A 16,960-nucleotide genomic window follows, 5' to 3' on the forward strand; every position below is an offset into this window, starting at 1 on the left:
AAAATATTCAGACTACTATGTTTCGAAATTATTTACTTTATTTTTCAATATCTTTACTTCTTTTCGGAATTAGATGAAATCAACGTTTTTAAACGACGAAGGAAGCAGTTCATTTTCAGGAAGCTGCTGATAATCTCTTTCTAAATATCCTTTTCTCATTTTGTTAAAATATTTTTGACCTTTGGATTTGATTTCTTCTAAATCCAGATCAGGGATTTTTCGATCTTTCATAACCAGCCTGCCATTAATAATCGATAATTTAACATCTCTTCCTGATCCACTTACGATTATCGTACGAATCGGATCATCAATCACGCCGATATGGAAGCAGTCTAAATCGATAGCAATAATATCGGCTTTCGCTCCAACAGCAATCCTACCAAGGTCATCCCTTCCAAGGAAGTTAGCTCCGCCAAGAGTTGCCGCACGATATAAATCTGCATAGGTGGAGTCTTTCACATCTTTTTCGATTAATCGTGACAGCATGCTGCCCGTGCGGATGTTCTGAAACATATCTGGAGGAAACGTATCTGTCCCCATTGCTAAATTAATTCCTGACCTTTTATATTTGGCAAATGATTCTAACGCAGAAGCGTGTCTTCCAATAATTAAGGGACAATGTATTACGGTTGTATTCGTTTCTGCTAGTAATGCTAGATCATCACCCTCACCCCTAAGTGTTTCACTATAACCGGCGATAAAATGAGCATGCGGGATTCCGGTTTTTGGTCCTAAAAAACCAATATTATACAAATATCGAATAGGTGTTATGCCGTGTTTCTCAAGTATTGTGTGATACTCAAAGCTTCCCTGCGCCGCATGAAGTTTTATTGGAACATCTAATTTCTCACTATAAAATTTAGTTTGTTTCAAACTTTCCTCTGTTTGACACTCAACCCGTTCAGGTGCAAGCATGCATTTAACCAATCCATTATAGGAACCATCAAATTCTTCAACAAACTCTATGGCCCGCTCAAGTCCTGCCCTCCCTGCTTCTTCGTCCCAATATAGCTTAATTGTTCCATCCGGTTCCACGACTCTGATCCCAGATTGATAACTAGGTCCCAAATAAATTCTTAATCCTAATCTTCCTGCGTGATTGGCTGCTGCGGCTAGCTCCTCATAAGTTTCCGCCCACTTTTTATAAAAAACGGATGTAATCGGCATAGCAGTTGTTATCCCATGAAGAATCAACTGAGAATAAGCATAAAGTGATTTAAATGATTCTTCTTCAGCAGTCATAACTTCATGATGTCCGTTTTCAACATAACGCTCTGACCAAAGCAGGTTTTTCTGTTTGTCACTGCTTGCTTCTAAATGAAGAATATCGTGATCAATATCACCCAGTGCATTTAAATCGATAAATCCTGGACTAATGACCGCATTCCCAGCATCAATGACTTTATCTACTTCTTTAGGGTAGTTCTTTCCAACATAAATAATTGTATCGTTTTCATATACAACCTCTGAATCTTTTAAAATCACATGATCATCTCCATCAAAACCAATTACATATCTTCCCTTAAGCTTTGTAAGCATTTTTTATTAGTCTCCTTTCAATCTAGTAATATCTGATTAATAACTTAATTATAGAAAATGATAACCGTAATTATTTTCGGAATTATTACTCTTTTTTTTAATTTTTCTACTTCTTGCCTACATTACATTTACTTCAAATATCCTTTTGTTTAAATTAAATGATAGAGCTGCATGGGAATCTTTACAGAGGGGCTACATGAAAATGAATGTTTTATTACTTGATGATGAACTATTTTAGTACATTATTTCGAAAATTAGAGGGAATATCGCCAACGGAATTTAGAGAGAAAAGTAAATACTCATATTAAAAACAAAGTCCGGCACTGTTTTAATAAGTGCCGGACTTTCAATTTATTATATTATTGTCTACAAGGAGTTGTATTCATCTGTTTGACAATGTGAGTACCTTGTTTTTCGATAATGGCATCTTTTAAACTTTCTGGGTTGGTAATCACTACTCTCTTTCCACCCTTTTCCAAGAAGCTTAGGCTAGCCTCAATTTTTGGCAGCATACTACCTGCCGGAAAGTGGTTTTCAAGAACATATTGTTTTGTCTCTTCTACTGAAATTTTTTCTAGGGCGAGTTGATTTGGCTTTCCAAAATTAATACATACTCTTGGAACACCAGTTGTAATGATTAATGTCTCTGCATTGACTTGTTCCGCTAAAAGACTGGTAGCAAAATCTTTATCAATTACCGCATCAACACCTAAATATGAATTATCTCTTGTTTTTATAACCGGAATGCCGCCGCCGCCAACTGCAATCACAACGTAACCGGCATTTACCAATGATTTTATCGCTTCTTTTTCAACGATATCAATGGGTTTAGGTGAAGGAACCACTCTTCGGTAACCACGTCCGGAATCTTCTACAAAAATCCACTCTGGATGTTCCTTTTTCATCTCCTCCGCTTGTTCTAAAGTAAAGAATGAACCAACTGGTTTTGTTGGATTTTGGAAATTCGGATCATTAATGTCAACTTCGACTTGGGTGATGACCGTTGCAACTTTTTTATTTATTCCTCTTTTTGTAAATTCGTTTGTTAATGCTTGTTGAATTTGGTACCCAATACCACCCTGTGTATCTGCAACACAATTGACAAGCGGTATATCTGGCATACCTGCAATCTCATTTGCAATTTCAGACCTCCTAAGTCCAAAGCCTACTTGTGGTCCATTTCCATGTGTAACAACGACATTGTAACCTTCTTGAACCATATCTGCGATATTTACTGCTGTTTCTTGTACTGCTTCATATTGATCTTGAACAGAATCGCGACCATTGTCCCGTACTAGGGAGTTCCCGCCAATCGCAACAATTACTAATTTACTCATTTGTTAACCCCCTGTGATTCTAGTTGTTTTTTTATTAATTCAAGAGATTGGTTCTTATGCAATTGATATAAAGGATTGGTTGGGTCGTTTTTAATTGCATTTTCAATTGCCTCAATCGCTGCTTCATGCCTTCCAAGTGACCTCAAACTGTTTGCCTTATGGAATGAAAAATCATATCTATTAGGTTTTAGCGTTAATAGATTATCCATTTCAATTACAGCTTCCTCATGCCGACCTAATTCTCTAAGGTAATTTGATTTATGATAACGGTAAAAGGTTTCAGCAGGATCTAATTCACATGCTTTATCGTATTCAGCAAGCGCTTCTTCAGTTTTCTTCATCAATCTTAAGCAATTAGCAGTATAGAAATAAAAATCAAGATCTTTAGGATTAATCGCTAACGCCTTTTTATATTCTTCGAGTGCTTCATCATAACGCATTAGTTCTTGCAGTGAATAGCCTTTGTAGAAATAAAAATCTAAATTATTTGGATCCTTCTCGAGTGCTTGATTCGTTTCAGAAATCGCTTCTTCATACTTATCATCCAAGTAAAAAGCTTTTGCTCTATTAATAGTTTCATTTTGTTCAACATAGTCATTGGTAAGAATCTTTACTACTTTTTCCTGTTTCATATCTTTAGCATGCTGAAGAGCTGACTTCCCATCCCTGTCAGGTATATTTACATCTGCTCCAGCTTTAACGAGTAATTCAATTATCATAGAATATAAGCGTCCACCATTCCCTAAAATGACTGCCTCTAATAGACCGCTCCACCCTAAATTGTTGGCATGGTTAACAGGAATACCAGCATCTAAACATCTTTGTACGGTTTTAAGATAGCCTTTTTCGCTGGAAGGCAATAATGCAGTACCGCCAAATCGGTTTATACTGTTTAAATCTGCTCCATAGTTAAGCATTTCGCTTAAAATTTCATGAAAACCATTTGCACCTGAACAAATAAATGGTGTCAATTGTGTAATATCTCTTGTATTAACATCACTGCCAGCTTTTAATAGGAATTTAACGACTGAAAGGTGATTTTTTTGAGTAGCAGCCATCAAAGCTGTTCGGCCATCTGCGTCTTTAAAATCGACGTCAGCCCCATCTTCTAATAATTGCTTAACAGCGTTTAGATCCCCACGTTCACTTGCAAGAATCAGCTCCAAGTTTTGATTCATTATAAACATTCTCCCCTTTATCCATTCTATGTTGATAAATAAATTTCACCTTCGAGAGCCTGAAGAGCTTTACCTATCGAAGGTGAATTCCGAACAATTTAATTATGCTGCATTTTTTCCAGTTTCAGGTTTTGGCTGGGTCTTACTTCGGTCCATCACATATTTGATAACAAATATACCTGCAATCATTAGGTAGCCAAAGAAAAATTCTACAGAAGCACCCTTAGCAAATGCGACTGTCGGAGAGTGAATAAATCCTACGATTGACAATACGGCTGCTACTGCTGCAGCGGCAGCGCCACGTAACGGTTTATCATTTATAGCAAATATCGCTATACATCCCCATAAAAGACTGGCAATCGGTGCACCATTTCCTAAATGAGTCAATCCTTCATAATAAACCCCTTTACTGGCAAGCTTATCAATTCCAACAGTTCCAGCAGCAGTTCCAGCTGCACCAAGTACATTATTCGCAAGAGTAAGAGCCCAGTTTGCGATCCATGGGAATAATGCAATAAAGATAACCGGTACTTCGAGTTTCGGAGTTTCACGAACAACTTGGTTTGCTGTTACAACTCCGATATAAACAAGGATAGGAGCGATGGCATAGACAGGAATGACTGCTAATAAAAATGCACCTATACCGAAAAGCGAAAGAACTAACATCGATATACCCGTTGCTACTGTATAACCAATACCTGCGCCCATTGATTTCCATCCTGGGTGTCCAACATATACAGTTACTGGATATGGATTACCAAATGCAGCACCAAGACATGATGCAAGACCATTTGTTAACATAACTTGTCTTGTTTCATATTCATCTCCTGCTGTACTTGCACTTTCAATATTCTCTAAGTCAAATACATAGTTAGAAAGGCCAAGTGGTATAGCTGAAGCCAAATATGGAAGTGCATGTGGTAACCCTTGCATAAAACCATCAATATTTAACGATGGAGGATTGAATCCAAAAGATGATAAAGATTGTGAAATTGCACCAGGCTCCATCACACCTAAAGCCCAAGCAATCCCTGTACCCACCGCAAGCAATAAAAACCCTGTTGGAATTTTTGCAAAGACCGGTGATTTACCAAACCAGTTAATGAAGATAATGATTAATACGGAAAAAGCGATCATCGGTGCTTCAAACGCTTGTAACATAGGGTTCATCGCTAATAATAAAAGGCCAAGACCAGATAAACATGATAATAATACTGTTCTAGGTATGATTCTTCTGATCGTATCACCTAATAGTGAACCCACTACCAGAATCATTGCTTCTACGAAACACCATACTAGTGCAATTCCAATGGCAAATTCATAATCTTTCGTTTGAGTATAGACTGGTAAAATAACTAAAAATGTTACCGTAAATATAGACGGCGCACTTGGTCCCGAGGGCAATGCTGTTACATCAGTTCTGCCCGTTTTTTTAGCTAGTCGATAAGCAAAAAGTCCATAAGCACAACTTGCGATAAATATCCCCATTCCAAAAGCTGGGGCAATTTTTCCATAAACGACTTCTGACGGAATACCGACAACAAAAATTAATAACGACATCATGGTTAGGAGGTTGGTTAAGTTATTAGCGAGTAAGCCGAAGTAAGCAGCCAAGTCCCCTTTTTTCCAAAATTTAATTGATTGATCCATTATGTTTCACCTCTAAATTAAGATTAGTTTGTTGGATGTAAAAAATTGTTAACATTATTTCATACTCTTCTACTTCATTTTCCTCCTTTGCAGCAGAGAAACTTGTTTTCTCTGCTGAATTTTTATAAGTCTAGAAGAGAAATAATTACATTTAGTAACCCCTTACACTTTACATTTTAGTTGGAATACCATTCTTGGTCATTGGCTACCAATACCAAAAAGAAAGACATTCATTTAGGCAAGTTATACAATAATCTTTGTACAAAATATGTCCTCACTAGAGAATTAGAAATACTTGAAAACAGTAGGATTATTTGTTTAAGTTGCACAATCTTTTTATTGCATTATTTGACTACTTTTTTTAGTATTAACTGAAATAATAATTTAGATAGGACGTGTAAAAGAAAGTGAAAAAAACGGTTGTTTATAAAAAAAATGGAAATTTCTCAATAAAGGCAGATTTTTATGGGACTTTCAAAAAAAATGCCCCTGTTGTCATCTATATTCATGGCGGCGGTTTAATTTGGGGAACAAGAGAAGAAATAAGTGAAGAAATGATCAATCTTTATACCGACAATGGATTCTCACTATTTTCAATCGACTATAGGCTTGCTCCTGCAACAAAATTGTCAGAAATTCTTAAGGATATCGAAGATGCTATCCATTGGATTCAATCAGAAGGACCAAAACAATTTTCAATAGACCCGAGGAAAATTGCTGTTGTAGGAAGTTCCGCCGGCGGTTTTTTAGCTCTTTCTACTGGAACATTTACTCTTAAACCTCGTGCAATTGTTTCTTTTTATGGATACGGGGATCTTGTTGGGAGTTGGGCTGCTAGTCCCAGTAAATTTTATTGTCAAAAGGACTCAGTTTCAAAGGAACTCGCTTATAAGCTGATCACAGATTGTATCGTAACTGAAGCATCGGTTGAAGAACGGTTTTTATTTTATGTTTATGCGAGACAGAATGGAGTTTGGATTGAAGAAATTTCAGGGGTAAATCCTAAAAGTAATAAAGAAGATCTTTATCCATTCTGCCCGAATCGTAATGTTACAAAGGAATTTCCACCAACTTTATTATTACACGGAACGAAGGATACCGATGTACCATACGAACAGTCAGTATTTATGAGAGCTGCCCTTATTAAACAATCGGTTGAAGCAAGACTTATTACGATTCCAAATGGTGACCATGTATTTGATAAAAACTTCCATGAACCGATTGTACAAAATGCACTACAACAAGTCATAGAGTTTTTAAAAACCCATATGAGTTAAAAAAAGCCCAGCTTATAAATCTAAGCTGGGCTTTTTAATTTAATTTTTGTTATTTATTAGATTTATGGAAAAACTCAAACAAATAATCACAATCTTCTCTTTGCTCTACTTTAACCATTTTGAGCACACTTTTATCCTCACCGGATAAATACTTACGTAAATGCATATCAGAGAAGCCATATTTATCAGCATCTGCGCTCGTGTTACAATATTGAACTTCTTTAATTCCTGTCCAAATAATGGCAGAGACACACATTGGACAAGGTTCACAAGTTGCATAGATCACACAATCAGATAAATCCATTGTTCCTAACTTTTTACAAGCTTCACGAATAGCAACCATTTCAGCATGAGCAGATGGGTCAGTATCTCTCATCATTGTATTGCTTACTACAGCGATAATTTCATCACCGCGTACGATTGTTGCACCGAATGGCCCCCCAACTTTATTGGCCATTCCAACAAGTGTTGCATCTGCAGCTAATTTCATATAATCCATATCAAATTTCCTCCTATTTTCACTCTGTAACTGGACCAATATTATCCTTCTTATTTACATAGAGTTTATACGCTAAGAATGCAGCAATTAGCAGATATCCCCAAACGAAAGGCATAGCAGTTGCTTGTGCAAGTCCGATAGTGCTTGTATGAATTGCACCAATAAAAGTTAAAGCAGATGCTAGTACTGCAGCAATAATGCCTCCAATAGGCGTGTTACGGATCGTAAATACAGCTATACACCCCCAAAGAACACTCGAAATAGGGGCACCATTACCTAGAGCAACCAAGCCATCGTAGAAAAGTCCAGCATTATGCAGAGCTAGTGAAGATACTTGATTGTCAGCTGTCCCTACAGACATACCAGCAGCTGAAAGTGCATTATTAACAGCAACAAGTGCCCAGTTCGCAACCCATGGAAAGAAACATACAAAGATTGCTGGAGCTTCAAATTTCGGACTTTCTTTGACAACTTGATGCCCTGTTACAATCGCAATAAACACGAGCATCGGAACGATAGCAGCAATTGGTACAACAGCTAGCAAAAGTCCCATAAGACTGAAAATCGATAATAAGAATATCGCAACAGAACTAGCAATGGAATAGCCTAAACCTGCTCCAACTTCTTTCCAACCCGCATGTCCTACATATACGGTTACCGGGAATGGATTACCACAAAGGCCACCTATTAAAGTAGAAAAACCGTTTGCAAGCATAACATCTCGAGTTTTGTATTCATCTCCGCTAACAGCAGCAGCCTCTACATTTTCCAAGTTAAAAATGTAGTTTGCTAACCCTAAAGGTACAGCAGTTAATAAATATGGCAAAGCCGCGTTAAAACTGTCGGCAAACCCATTTAAATGTAACATTGGAGGATTAAAGCCGAATGATTTTAGAGCTTCCGTAACATCAGCAGGATTTTGATATCCAGCTATCCAAGCAATGGCCGTACCAACTACGATCAATAATAAACCGGTAGGTATTTTCTTTAATATTGGATGTTTACTTAGCCAGTTTATGAAGATGATGATTAAAGCTACAAATGCCACTATAGGCATTTCAAAGGATTGCAGCATTGGGTTCATACCCAAGAATACAAATGCCAAACCTGCCAAGGCTGCCAGCAATACCGTTCTTGGGACAATCTTTCTAATCGTTTCACCCAGGAATGCTCCTAAAAATAATATGGCAGCCTCAATAAATCCCCAAATAACTGCGACAGTGGTGGTGAAAGCAGCATCCTGTGTTTGTTGATATAGAGGCAGCATAATCACAAATACGATAAGAAAAATACCAGGTGAACTTGACCCTGACGGTAATGCGGTAACATCCTTTCTACCTGTTTGCTTAGCCAATTTATAAGCAAAATAAGCAAATATAGTGCCAGATATCAATACAGCAAATCCAAAGCCAGGAACAATTTGTTTAAAAACAAACTCTTTTGGCATACCAACTACTCCGATTAATAATGAAATCATAACCAAAAAGTCTGTCAAAACATTAACAAATAAACCGAAGGAAGCGGCAAAGTCCCCTTTTTTCCAAAATTGGATTTTTTGAGCCATTTCATTTCACCCCTAAATATGAATTAGTTTGTTGGATAAAGTAATACGTTTCAGTAAGCGGTTACACAATGAATTTTATATTTAAATCCCTTGTTGGTCATTGGCTAACTAAACCAAAAAGAAAGGTATTCATTTAGGCAGTTTAAACGATAATTTTTGCCTAAAATATGTCCTAGATAAGAGTTGAAATTTAATCTTTTAAAATCCACCGGCATAAAAAAAGCCCAGCGTGTTAAACTGGGCTTTTTAATTTAAGTTTAAATATTATTGAATGCTTTCACTTAATGCTAAAATTGCTTTTTCAAAGGCTTCAACTGGAGGATAAGTAATTCCTGCACCTATCATTCCGATACCAGCGTCTTTATGAGCAATCGCGGTATTAATAACCGGCATGATACCTGTTTGGATAACCTTACGAACGTCAATTCCTGTCGGAAGTCCCATGAAATCAAGTAATGGAATGGTGATGTTAGGATTTTCTGTTGTAGTGATTTCCTTCATTCTAGTTGAATAAGCAATAGCATCCTCTACTGTTCCACCAACTAACGCAACGATTGCTGGAGCTGTTGCCATCGCAAATCCACCGAAACCATAAGTTTCAGTAATAGCGCTGTCCCCAATATCAAGTCCAGAGTCCTCTGGCTTGTAACCTGCAAACATTGGACCAATAACTTTTTGTGCTGGACCAGTAAACCATGTGTTTCCAGGCATTCCGCTCACACGGATACCGAATTCAACACCGTTCCGTGCCATGGTTGTAACTACAGTACTGTTTTCAATGCCATGTGCAGAATCAAGGGCACATTTCGCCATTGCCATCCAAGTAGGACCAGAGAAGTAATCGCTGCTCGCAACGAAATCAAATACTTCTTTCTTCTGTTCGATTGTGTAATCAGTTTGTAAAATATATGGAGTTAAAGCTTGAATTAATAAAGTTGTACCCGCAACATTTCGGTTATGACACTCGTCTCCCATATGAAGTGCTTGTGCAAGCATTAAGCGTAAGTCAATTCCATTAGGATTTAATTTCATCGCATCACGTAAAACAGGACCAAAAACATCACGCATCCAAATTAAACGATCAATAACACTTTGGTCATTTGCTCCCATGCGAAGGATTTTTGCTAATTGTTCACTTAAGTTCGTATAAGCAATATTGCCATATGTTTTGTTTTCAACTATATGCATGAACATTGACGCAGATGTAACACCTGCCATAGATCCTACACAGTTGTGTTCGTGACATGGTGAAAAAGTGATTTCGCCAGATGCCGCTAGTTTAGCAGCCTCTTCAACATCCTTTGCTAACCCTTCAAATACGATTGCTCCTGTAACCGCACCTTTCATAGGACCATTCATTTTATCCCAAGTAATTGGAGGTCCTGCGTGGAGAATCGTTGTTTTAGTCATACCAGGTACGCAATTAATGGCTTGATCATATCCTATTAACACTGGTTGGGAATTAATAATTCTTTCGACTGCTAATTTGTTAGCTTCTTCAATTTTTCCCAAGATTGCAGGATTTTCAAATTTGTCTAGTGCTACAATTAATGCTGGGTTTCCTCTGCCCGGCGGTGTCCATTCTAAATGTATGACTTCAGAGCTTTGTTGTAATAAATCATCTTTAAAGGACTCAATTCCTACGTTAATAACATGTGGTCTACTTTTAAATAAATCGCTAACTCTACTCATGCCTATTCTCCCTTCACAACAAATTCTCTAGCCAATAATCCAGCATTTTGCATGCTGCTTGCATGTGTTACATCTGCTGCTAATAATTTATTTATTTGCTCTTCATAATCTTGTGGATCTAATTCTGTACCAAGTACATATCCAATTATCTCCAAATGTCTTCCTTCTTGCTCTGCCTGTTGCTTCGCTTCTATAATTGCAGGAAGGAAAGCCCCAACTGGATCTTCATGTGCTCCATAACCTATCACGAAATCCATCACGATAACACCAACCGATGGATCTTTTGCCTCCTTAACAAATCTTTCAAGACGTGTCGACGGGTCAATCATTGGGTGTGGTTTTCCTTGTGTGTATTCATCATCACCAAAGTCGATGAATGTATGGTCTTGGCTTGTGTAACGGTCTTTTAAACGATAATCTGGATTTCTTTGAATATTGCTGTAGACATTATCGAATTTCTCCATTGCTGCATGCATCGCTTCATCCGCCAGTGTACCGCCGCTGAAAAGTCCACGAATATATTTCTGTTCAGGAGTTAACTTTGTCCGAACTTCTTCTATAAGTGGAATGTTTAATGCACGTTTATTTAACTTGCTTTCATCTGCCCCCGCCAATAGCACTGCTTTCAATGCAGCCTCTTTAGACATTTTGGCAAAATGTGCGCCAGCTTCAGTAATTTTTTCTTCGTTTCCGCCAATAAACCAAACGACAACTGGTTTTTTACATGTTTTAATTTTCGCTAATACTTTTTCTTCCACACTTGGTGCAGGTGGCTTAGAAACAACGACAATGACTTTTGTCTCTTCATCGTCTTCAAGTGCTTGAATACCGTCAAGCATCATGATCCCGCCAACTTCTTCTTTTAAATCTCTGCCGCCTGTTCCAATCAATTGAGAGATACCGTAGCCAAATTCGTGAATGCGGACGCTTACCTCTTGGCTGCCAGTTCCTGATGCTCCAACAATACCAATATTCCCTTTTCTTACTGCGTTTGCGAAACAAAGGGCTGTATTGCCGATAATCGCTGTTCCACAGTCAGGCCCCATCATCAATAATCCTTTTTCATGAGCTAATTTCTTTAATTCAATTTCATCTTCAATGCTTACATTGTCACTAAACATCATGACATGTAAATCATTTTCAAGTGCCTTTTTCGCTTCTCTAGCTGCATAAGCACCATTAACGGCAATAATGGCTAAATTTGCTTCTGGGTTACTTCCTGCTGCAGAAGAAATAGTTGAATATTTAATATCATTTTTTCCTTTTTTACCCGAATTCTTTTTTGAAAATAACTCATTTATTTTTTCGAAAGCGGTTTCGCATAATTCGTCAGTTGTTGCTTTTACAACAATAATTAAATCACTTGCCCCCGCTGTCTCTACTTCAGGTGTCATTAACCCGACATTTTTCATTACCTCTTTATTCATTTCAGTACCCATTGCTATAATGGCCTGTTCTACTTCCTCAATTTGATTCGCTTTAGTGGAAAGCGACATTAAAGATACTGAATCGAAATATGTGTTTGGCTTAATCAAAGCTTGTACTAACATACTTTACCTCCCGCTCTAATAGTGGCCTCCATTCCGAAAACAATGCCAAAAGCTATATCTGTCCCAGATGAAGAACCTATGTTTAATAATTTATTTAAAGAGAGAATTAAGTCTTCATCATCCTCAATTAATAAAGAGTTAAGTAATGCAATTAAAGACTCTCTCACTTTACCAATGGCTGCTTTTTTTAAAGTCATGTAACTAATTTCATTCGTTAGGGTTTTTGCTTGCTTTAAAACATCTTCACAAATTAATTTTTTGTAAGGATAAAAAGAACTGTTTTTCATATTAAGAATAGTAAATAACCCAGTTAAAAAATCATCCCCTGAAGGGGTTAACCCTTGCCCAAGACCTACAAGAGAAACAGCATGTGGCAGGGCAGATGAAATTCGATTCGCTAATAATTCATTCATAAGGAAATAAGTTCGTTTCTCGAGCATATTTGAAACTTCTGCTTCAAAAGGATTTTCGGTTATTATTTTTTTTTTCATTCCTCCGCCTACACCGTGGAGGTTAATATATTCCTTCATTTTCTTTACATTTCGTTTCAGGATTTCTTCATTAGATGGGTAGGATGGTAACACACCTTCCCATTCATTGACCTGATCTATTGCAATAGTTAGCTTATCCCCAATAAACAAGAGGTTTTTTACAACACGGACCCGGTCATTTACTTCAATTTTCGTGGACTTCATATTATCAACATTAACGATTAAAGTATTGGGACCGTTATCAAGTTTTCTGCATGCAATGGTAAATAAATCTCCATTTTCAAAACATTTAATATTTAATGTCCGATTGAATGTACTGTGCACAAAACCAGTGAATAATGAGTTATTAATTTCCTTTATAAAATCTGAATCACCAGATATTGCATGAATCACGAATAACACCCCAAAAAGTCCAGAATCAGTAAGCCTTTAAGTTTTTAACGGCTCGAACCTCCTTTTATGAAAGAAAGTTTAATAAGCTAAATAGCTTATATGTTTATTTTAGATAATGTGCATAACATCGTCATCGTTTAACGAATCCAAAAAGCAATGCATTCAATTGTGCAAATCGTACAATTGATTGTGATTAATTTATGTCAAAGGAATGAAATATAAAAAAGAAGATGCAGGATTCTACTGCATCTTCTCTCAATCAACTTTGCTTGCTGGACACGTACAAAAAAGAAAAAGGTTTTTATTTACCTTTTTTTCCTTTCTGTTTGATTTTTTCATCCCTTTTATATTTTGCAAAATAAGGGAAGCTAAGTAAAACTGTTAAAAAGACAATGATCATTACGGCTATTCTTAAATTAAATGCGAGATTTGCTAGACTAAAAATAAATAATAATATTGCTATTGAAAGTGAAAATAATACCTTGCTCTGAATTGTAATGTGATGTTTCTCTCCACATTTCCCACATACCAGTGGTTTATAATTCCAGCGGATTGTCTTTTGAATCTCTTTCCAGGTAAATGGACGCTGACATGATTCACACCTTTGCATGCCCAATAATAACACCTCTCTATTAAGAAATTTAGCATGTGCTTTACCGTTATTCGCCAAGAAAAATATACCAAAACAAAACTAATATGGCTATAATTTCTTAAAGTTTGGTGTACAAAAAAAGGTACCCAAAAATTTTTGGGATACCATTGTCATTTTATAAATATTTTCGATGAACGCCCTTTCCGTCATATGAAAATAACATTCTTCGATCTTCAATCATCGTTTCAATGTGAACTGGTCTTCCCCATAATTGCTGGACATACGGTAATACTTTTTCAAGATATTTCACATCTAATTCTATATCTTCATACCAATGCTTTAAATAAAGTTCACCATTCTTTAAATAGTCACCATCATTGACAGTAATGTAGGGGAATCCTCCATTTACACGCATATTAACCAACTGGTCACGTACATGTTCCCAAGCTTTATCAACAATTTTATAATCCCTTCCCTGTTTCTGAAAAAGATACATATCTTCTCGCATCACAAGGTCTTTGTTTAAATAATTACGTAAAAACGATATATCTGATTCAACTTCGCGGACCTCAAACATCTTTTCCCGGCCAGAACCAGGCGTAACCCCTCTTCTTATCATATCCTCAGTTGGGTTATTATATCGCTCCTCAATATCCTCAAATATCTTTATGCCTAGGTAGTACGGATTTATTCCTGTTTTTGATGGCTGAACGACACCTGCATTTAATTTTGCAAACTCAATTGCTTCACCGCTGGTTAAATCCATCTCTCTGATAATTCGTTGGTGCCAATAGGAGGCCCAGCCTTCATTCATGATTTTCGTTTCAAGCTGCGGCCAGAAATAAAGCATTTCTTCACGCATCATCGTTAAAATATCCCGCTGCCAATCTGTTAACTCTCTGCTATAAGTTTCAATAAATAATAATAAATCCTTTTCAGGTCTTGGCGGAAATTGTTTTTTTCTAGGCTGAGCCGGCTGCTTTTTGTCTTTATCATCTAACTTCCATAAATCATCATATGGAGAGGCTGTTTGTTGGATCTCATCTTCAGAATCATCTTCAAGTGACCAAGCAAGTTTAGGTCTCATTAGTGAGGGGTCAATATGTTCATCAATTGCCAGCACAGCATCCAGGAAAGTCTCAACTTCCTTTTTACCATGTTGAATTTCATAACGACGTATTCTCTCTGCTGTTGCTGCCATGCTTTCAACCATATCCCGCTTCGTATTTTGGAAACGGACATTATTCTTAAAGAAATCACAATGAGCAAGTACGTGAGCAACGATTAATTTATTTTGGATGAGCGAATTGGAATCTAATAAGAAGGCATAGCAAGGATTTGAATTGATAACAAGTTCATATATTTTACTTAGACCTAAATCATAATGAAGCTTCATCTTATGAAACTGCTTTCCAAAACTCCAGTGTGAAAATCTGGTAGGCATTCCATAGGCACCAAATGTGTAAATGATTTCTGCTGGGCATATTTCATATCGCATCGGATAAAAATCTAAGCCAAAGCCACGTGCAATTTCGGTAATCTCACTAATTGCATATTCAAGTGCTTTGCGATCGTCCCCATTCATCGCCATTCCCCCTTTTCCTCTTACCACAATGTATGAAGAAAATCTGGGAATCATGAAACAAGATGTAAAAAACAACAAGTCTACCTGCTTATTTTGGCTTTTTTCAAGTACTTTACTTCTTCTGCAAGGGTGAGCCCCACATATTTATTTCTTTCCCATTCGATCTCAAAGAGTGACAGCGGCGGGGATGTCTCTCCAACAAGCGGACTAATTTCAATCGTAAATGCTGGACGATGATAGTGGGTGATAAACCAATCAGTAAACCCTCCTCCTGTGGCATGTTTCGGTGGCTTACTAAGCTTATATCCGGTCAATTTTGACACTTTTTTGGCAATCTGTTTATCACGATGAAGATGTTTGCCATTATGGTAATTCCAAAAAACCTCTTCACCAGAGGAATGGTAAGCCACTGCTATCTCAGGATTAATTTCACGAATGAATTGTGTTAATACCTTTACTTCTATCGCTTCTAGAGGTTTCTTGCCTTTATAAAATTGGTACGAAGGGGAATCAGGTTGATGATTTATCGCTTTCCATCCAGAAGGATATTGCCTATTTAAATCGACCCCCAGCCCGTTTGCTTTCCACCGTTCAAAATTGTCTAATCCTTCATTCATGGCTAACAGATGTTTTTGGTGATCATGCGGGAATTTATCCAGCGAATTTTGTTGAATCGTAACTCCATCTGGATTGAGCATAGGGATAAACCAAATCGAAACATCGTTTAAAATATCGGTTGAAAGGCTTCCAAAATTGGTCTGATCTTGATACGCTTTAGCGTACCCTTCAAGCTTCTTCATTAAAAGCATGGTGGTCATCCATTCACGACCATGATGTGCCCCTATTAGAACAATATTTCGCTTCCCTTCTCCAAGTTTAATACCATAGATCGTTCTTCCAAAATGGGTCTTTCCAATGCTTTTTACTTCTATTTTATTATACATATGATGAATACTCGCAATATCTTGTTTCAGTATGTCGTACGAATAAGGTCGGGTTGACTTAACCACCTTTGCCATTGAAACCATTTCATCCTGCAAGAATAAAAATAATAAAATAAACAATAATCTCTTCATACAACCTCCTTATCAAAGACAAAACCAATACCAATACCTTATTTGTTATACAGGTAAAAGTTGAAAACAGCGTAATATCCGCTTGTCCAACATTTTCTGTGAAAGTTATTTGCAAAATGTCATAAAATAAACTCAACTCCTAGTAAGGAGGAGACAAAACAAATGAATAAAATGGATTATGATCGAGCCTTGTATTATACACATCGATCTGAATGGGATAATTTGCTAATACTCATGGTACGAACAAAAGACCAATTTTTATCAAAGCGGATAGAGCAATTCCTGCATGCCTATCACTTTGAACGTGACTATTCGGTAATAGAAAACAAATTATATTCACTGCTTCGTTACATCGACCATGCAAACGAAACGGTTGAACCTGATAATGAGTTACCGATGTATAGTCTTTCCTGAAATAACAAGTGGATACTGTTGAGAAATATTTACCATACCGGACCAAAGAATTCCACCAAAAAACGGCCTCCCTTTTAGGGAAGCCGTTTATCTTTGTAATAATCTTCTCTTTACTCCATCATT

The 16,960-nt window shown here is 37.0% G+C and carries 14 protein-coding genes; 2 read left to right on the forward strand and 12 right to left on the reverse strand.

Translation table 11 applies throughout. The annotated features are described in order from the left end of the window. Positions 1-69: 69 nt before the first annotated feature. The 4 genes from ABC255_RS24190 to ABC255_RS24205 form a co-directional block, all read right to left on the reverse strand. Positions 70-1,539, reverse strand: a complete 1,470-nt coding sequence (locus ABC255_RS24190; protein WP_412997492.1) for an amidohydrolase family protein — start codon at positions 1,537-1,539, stop codon at positions 70-72. A gap of 359 nt (positions 1,540-1,898) precedes the next feature. Then, entirely contained in the window at positions 1,899-2,876 is a 978-nt protein-coding gene (gene arcC, locus ABC255_RS24195; protein WP_412997493.1) for a carbamate kinase, read from the reverse strand. Then, positions 2,873-4,054 (reverse strand): ankyrin repeat domain-containing protein, encoded by a 1,182-nt coding sequence (locus tag ABC255_RS24200; protein WP_412997494.1) that lies wholly within the window; start codon positions 4,052-4,054, stop codon positions 2,873-2,875. Before ABC255_RS24200 ends, arcC begins: the two co-directional genes overlap by 4 nt. Positions 4,055-4,156: 102 nt before the next feature. Further along, positions 4,157-5,704, reverse strand: coding sequence for a xanthine permease (locus tag ABC255_RS24205; protein WP_412997496.1), 1,548 nt, complete (start codon positions 5,702-5,704; stop codon positions 4,157-4,159). Between the two features lie 407 nt (positions 5,705-6,111). Here ABC255_RS24205 and ABC255_RS24210 point away from each other — a divergent pair, with 407 nt between their 5' ends. Further along, a complete protein-coding gene (locus ABC255_RS24210; RefSeq protein WP_412997498.1) occupies positions 6,112-6,981 on the forward strand; it encodes an alpha/beta hydrolase in 870 nt (289 codons plus the stop codon). Positions 6,982-7,030: 49 nt separating this feature from the next. Here the strand turns inward: ABC255_RS24210 and ABC255_RS24215 are convergent, their stop codons facing one another. The 8 genes from ABC255_RS24215 to ABC255_RS24250 all read right to left on the reverse strand — a co-directional run bounded on the left by ABC255_RS24215 (position 7,031) and on the right by ABC255_RS24250 (position 16,423). Beyond that, a complete protein-coding gene (locus ABC255_RS24215) occupies positions 7,031-7,480 on the reverse strand; it encodes a nucleoside deaminase (protein WP_412997500.1) in 450 nt (149 codons plus the stop codon). A 19-nt stretch (positions 7,481-7,499) separates the two neighbouring features. Beyond that, positions 7,500-9,044 (reverse strand): xanthine permease, encoded by a 1,545-nt coding sequence (locus ABC255_RS24220; protein WP_412997501.1) that lies wholly within the window; start codon positions 9,042-9,044, stop codon positions 7,500-7,502. Between the two features lie 264 nt (positions 9,045-9,308). Further along, the gene (locus ABC255_RS24225) at positions 9,309-10,736 is read right to left on the reverse strand and encodes a YlbE family protein (protein WP_412997504.1); all 1,428 of its coding nucleotides are present in this window, start codon (positions 10,734-10,736) and stop codon (positions 9,309-9,311) included. Positions 10,737-10,738: 2 nt separating this feature from the next. Then, complete coding sequence (fdrA, locus tag ABC255_RS24230) at positions 10,739-12,286, reverse strand: acyl-CoA synthetase FdrA (protein WP_412997506.1); 1,548 nt, start codon at positions 12,284-12,286, stop codon at positions 10,739-10,741. Then, positions 12,280-13,170 (reverse strand): oxamate carbamoyltransferase subunit AllH family protein, encoded by an 891-nt coding sequence (locus ABC255_RS24235; RefSeq protein ID WP_412997508.1) that lies wholly within the window; start codon positions 13,168-13,170, stop codon positions 12,280-12,282. The genes fdrA and ABC255_RS24235 overlap by 7 nt, the downstream gene beginning before the upstream one ends. Before the next feature lie 301 nt (positions 13,171-13,471). Beyond that, a complete protein-coding gene (locus ABC255_RS24240) occupies positions 13,472-13,780 on the reverse strand; it encodes a TIGR04104 family putative zinc finger protein (protein WP_412998623.1) in 309 nt (102 codons plus the stop codon). 157 nt (positions 13,781-13,937) lie between these two features. Beyond that, complete coding sequence (locus ABC255_RS24245) at positions 13,938-15,347, reverse strand: SpoVR family protein (protein ID WP_412997509.1); 1,410 nt, start codon at positions 15,345-15,347, stop codon at positions 13,938-13,940. Positions 15,348-15,427: 80 nt separating this feature from the next. Continuing rightward, a complete protein-coding gene (locus tag ABC255_RS24250; protein ID WP_412997511.1) occupies positions 15,428-16,423 on the reverse strand; it encodes a M14 family zinc carboxypeptidase in 996 nt (331 codons plus the stop codon). Between the two features lie 162 nt (positions 16,424-16,585). Between ABC255_RS24250 and ABC255_RS24255 the strand changes: the two genes are divergently transcribed. After that, complete coding sequence (locus ABC255_RS24255) at positions 16,586-16,837, forward strand: YhdB family protein (protein WP_179598007.1); 252 nt, start codon at positions 16,586-16,588, stop codon at positions 16,835-16,837. Positions 16,838-16,960 lie beyond the last annotated feature (123 nt).

The organism is Neobacillus canaveralius (assembly GCF_047237705.1).
Classification (GTDB): domain Bacteria; phylum Bacillota; class Bacilli; order Bacillales; family Cytobacillaceae; genus Neobacillus; species Neobacillus niacini_K.

What these genes read in the sequence shown, in the direction of transcription:
- ABC255_RS24190 (WP_412997492.1), bottom strand. Translation starts at nt 1,539, where the DNA reads ATGCTTACAAAGCTTAAGGGAAGATATGTAATTGGTTTTGATGGAGAT.
- arcC (WP_412997493.1), bottom strand. Translation starts at nt 2,876, where the DNA reads ATGAGTAAATTAGTAATTGTTGCGATTGGCGGGAACTCCCTAGTACGG.
- ABC255_RS24200 (WP_412997494.1), bottom strand. Translation starts at nt 4,054, where the DNA reads ATGAATCAAAACTTGGAGCTGATTCTTGCAAGTGAACGTGGGGATCTA.
- ABC255_RS24205 (WP_412997496.1), bottom strand. Translation starts at nt 5,704, where the DNA reads ATGGATCAATCAATTAAATTTTGGAAAAAAGGGGACTTGGCTGCTTAC.
- ABC255_RS24215 (WP_412997500.1), bottom strand. Translation starts at nt 7,480, where the DNA reads ATGGATTATATGAAATTAGCTGCAGATGCAACACTTGTTGGAATGGCC.
- ABC255_RS24220 (WP_412997501.1), bottom strand. Translation starts at nt 9,044, where the DNA reads ATGGCTCAAAAAATCCAATTTTGGAAAAAAGGGGACTTTGCCGCTTCC.
- ABC255_RS24225 (WP_412997504.1), bottom strand. Translation starts at nt 10,736, where the DNA reads ATGAGTAGAGTTAGCGATTTATTTAAAAGTAGACCACATGTTATTAAC.
- fdrA (WP_412997506.1), bottom strand. Translation starts at nt 12,286, where the DNA reads ATGTTAGTACAAGCTTTGATTAAGCCAAACACATATTTCGATTCAGTA.
- ABC255_RS24240 (WP_412998623.1), bottom strand. Translation starts at nt 13,780, where the DNA reads ATGCAAAGGTGTGAATCATGTCAGCGTCCATTTACCTGGAAAGAGATT.
- ABC255_RS24245 (WP_412997509.1), bottom strand. Translation starts at nt 15,347, where the DNA reads ATGAATGGGGACGATCGCAAAGCACTTGAATATGCAATTAGTGAGATT.
- ABC255_RS24250 (WP_412997511.1), bottom strand. Translation starts at nt 16,423, where the DNA reads ATGAAGAGATTATTGTTTATTTTATTATTTTTATTCTTGCAGGATGAA.
- ABC255_RS24255 (WP_179598007.1), top strand. Translation starts at nt 16,586, where the DNA reads ATGAATAAAATGGATTATGATCGAGCCTTGTATTATACACATCGATCT.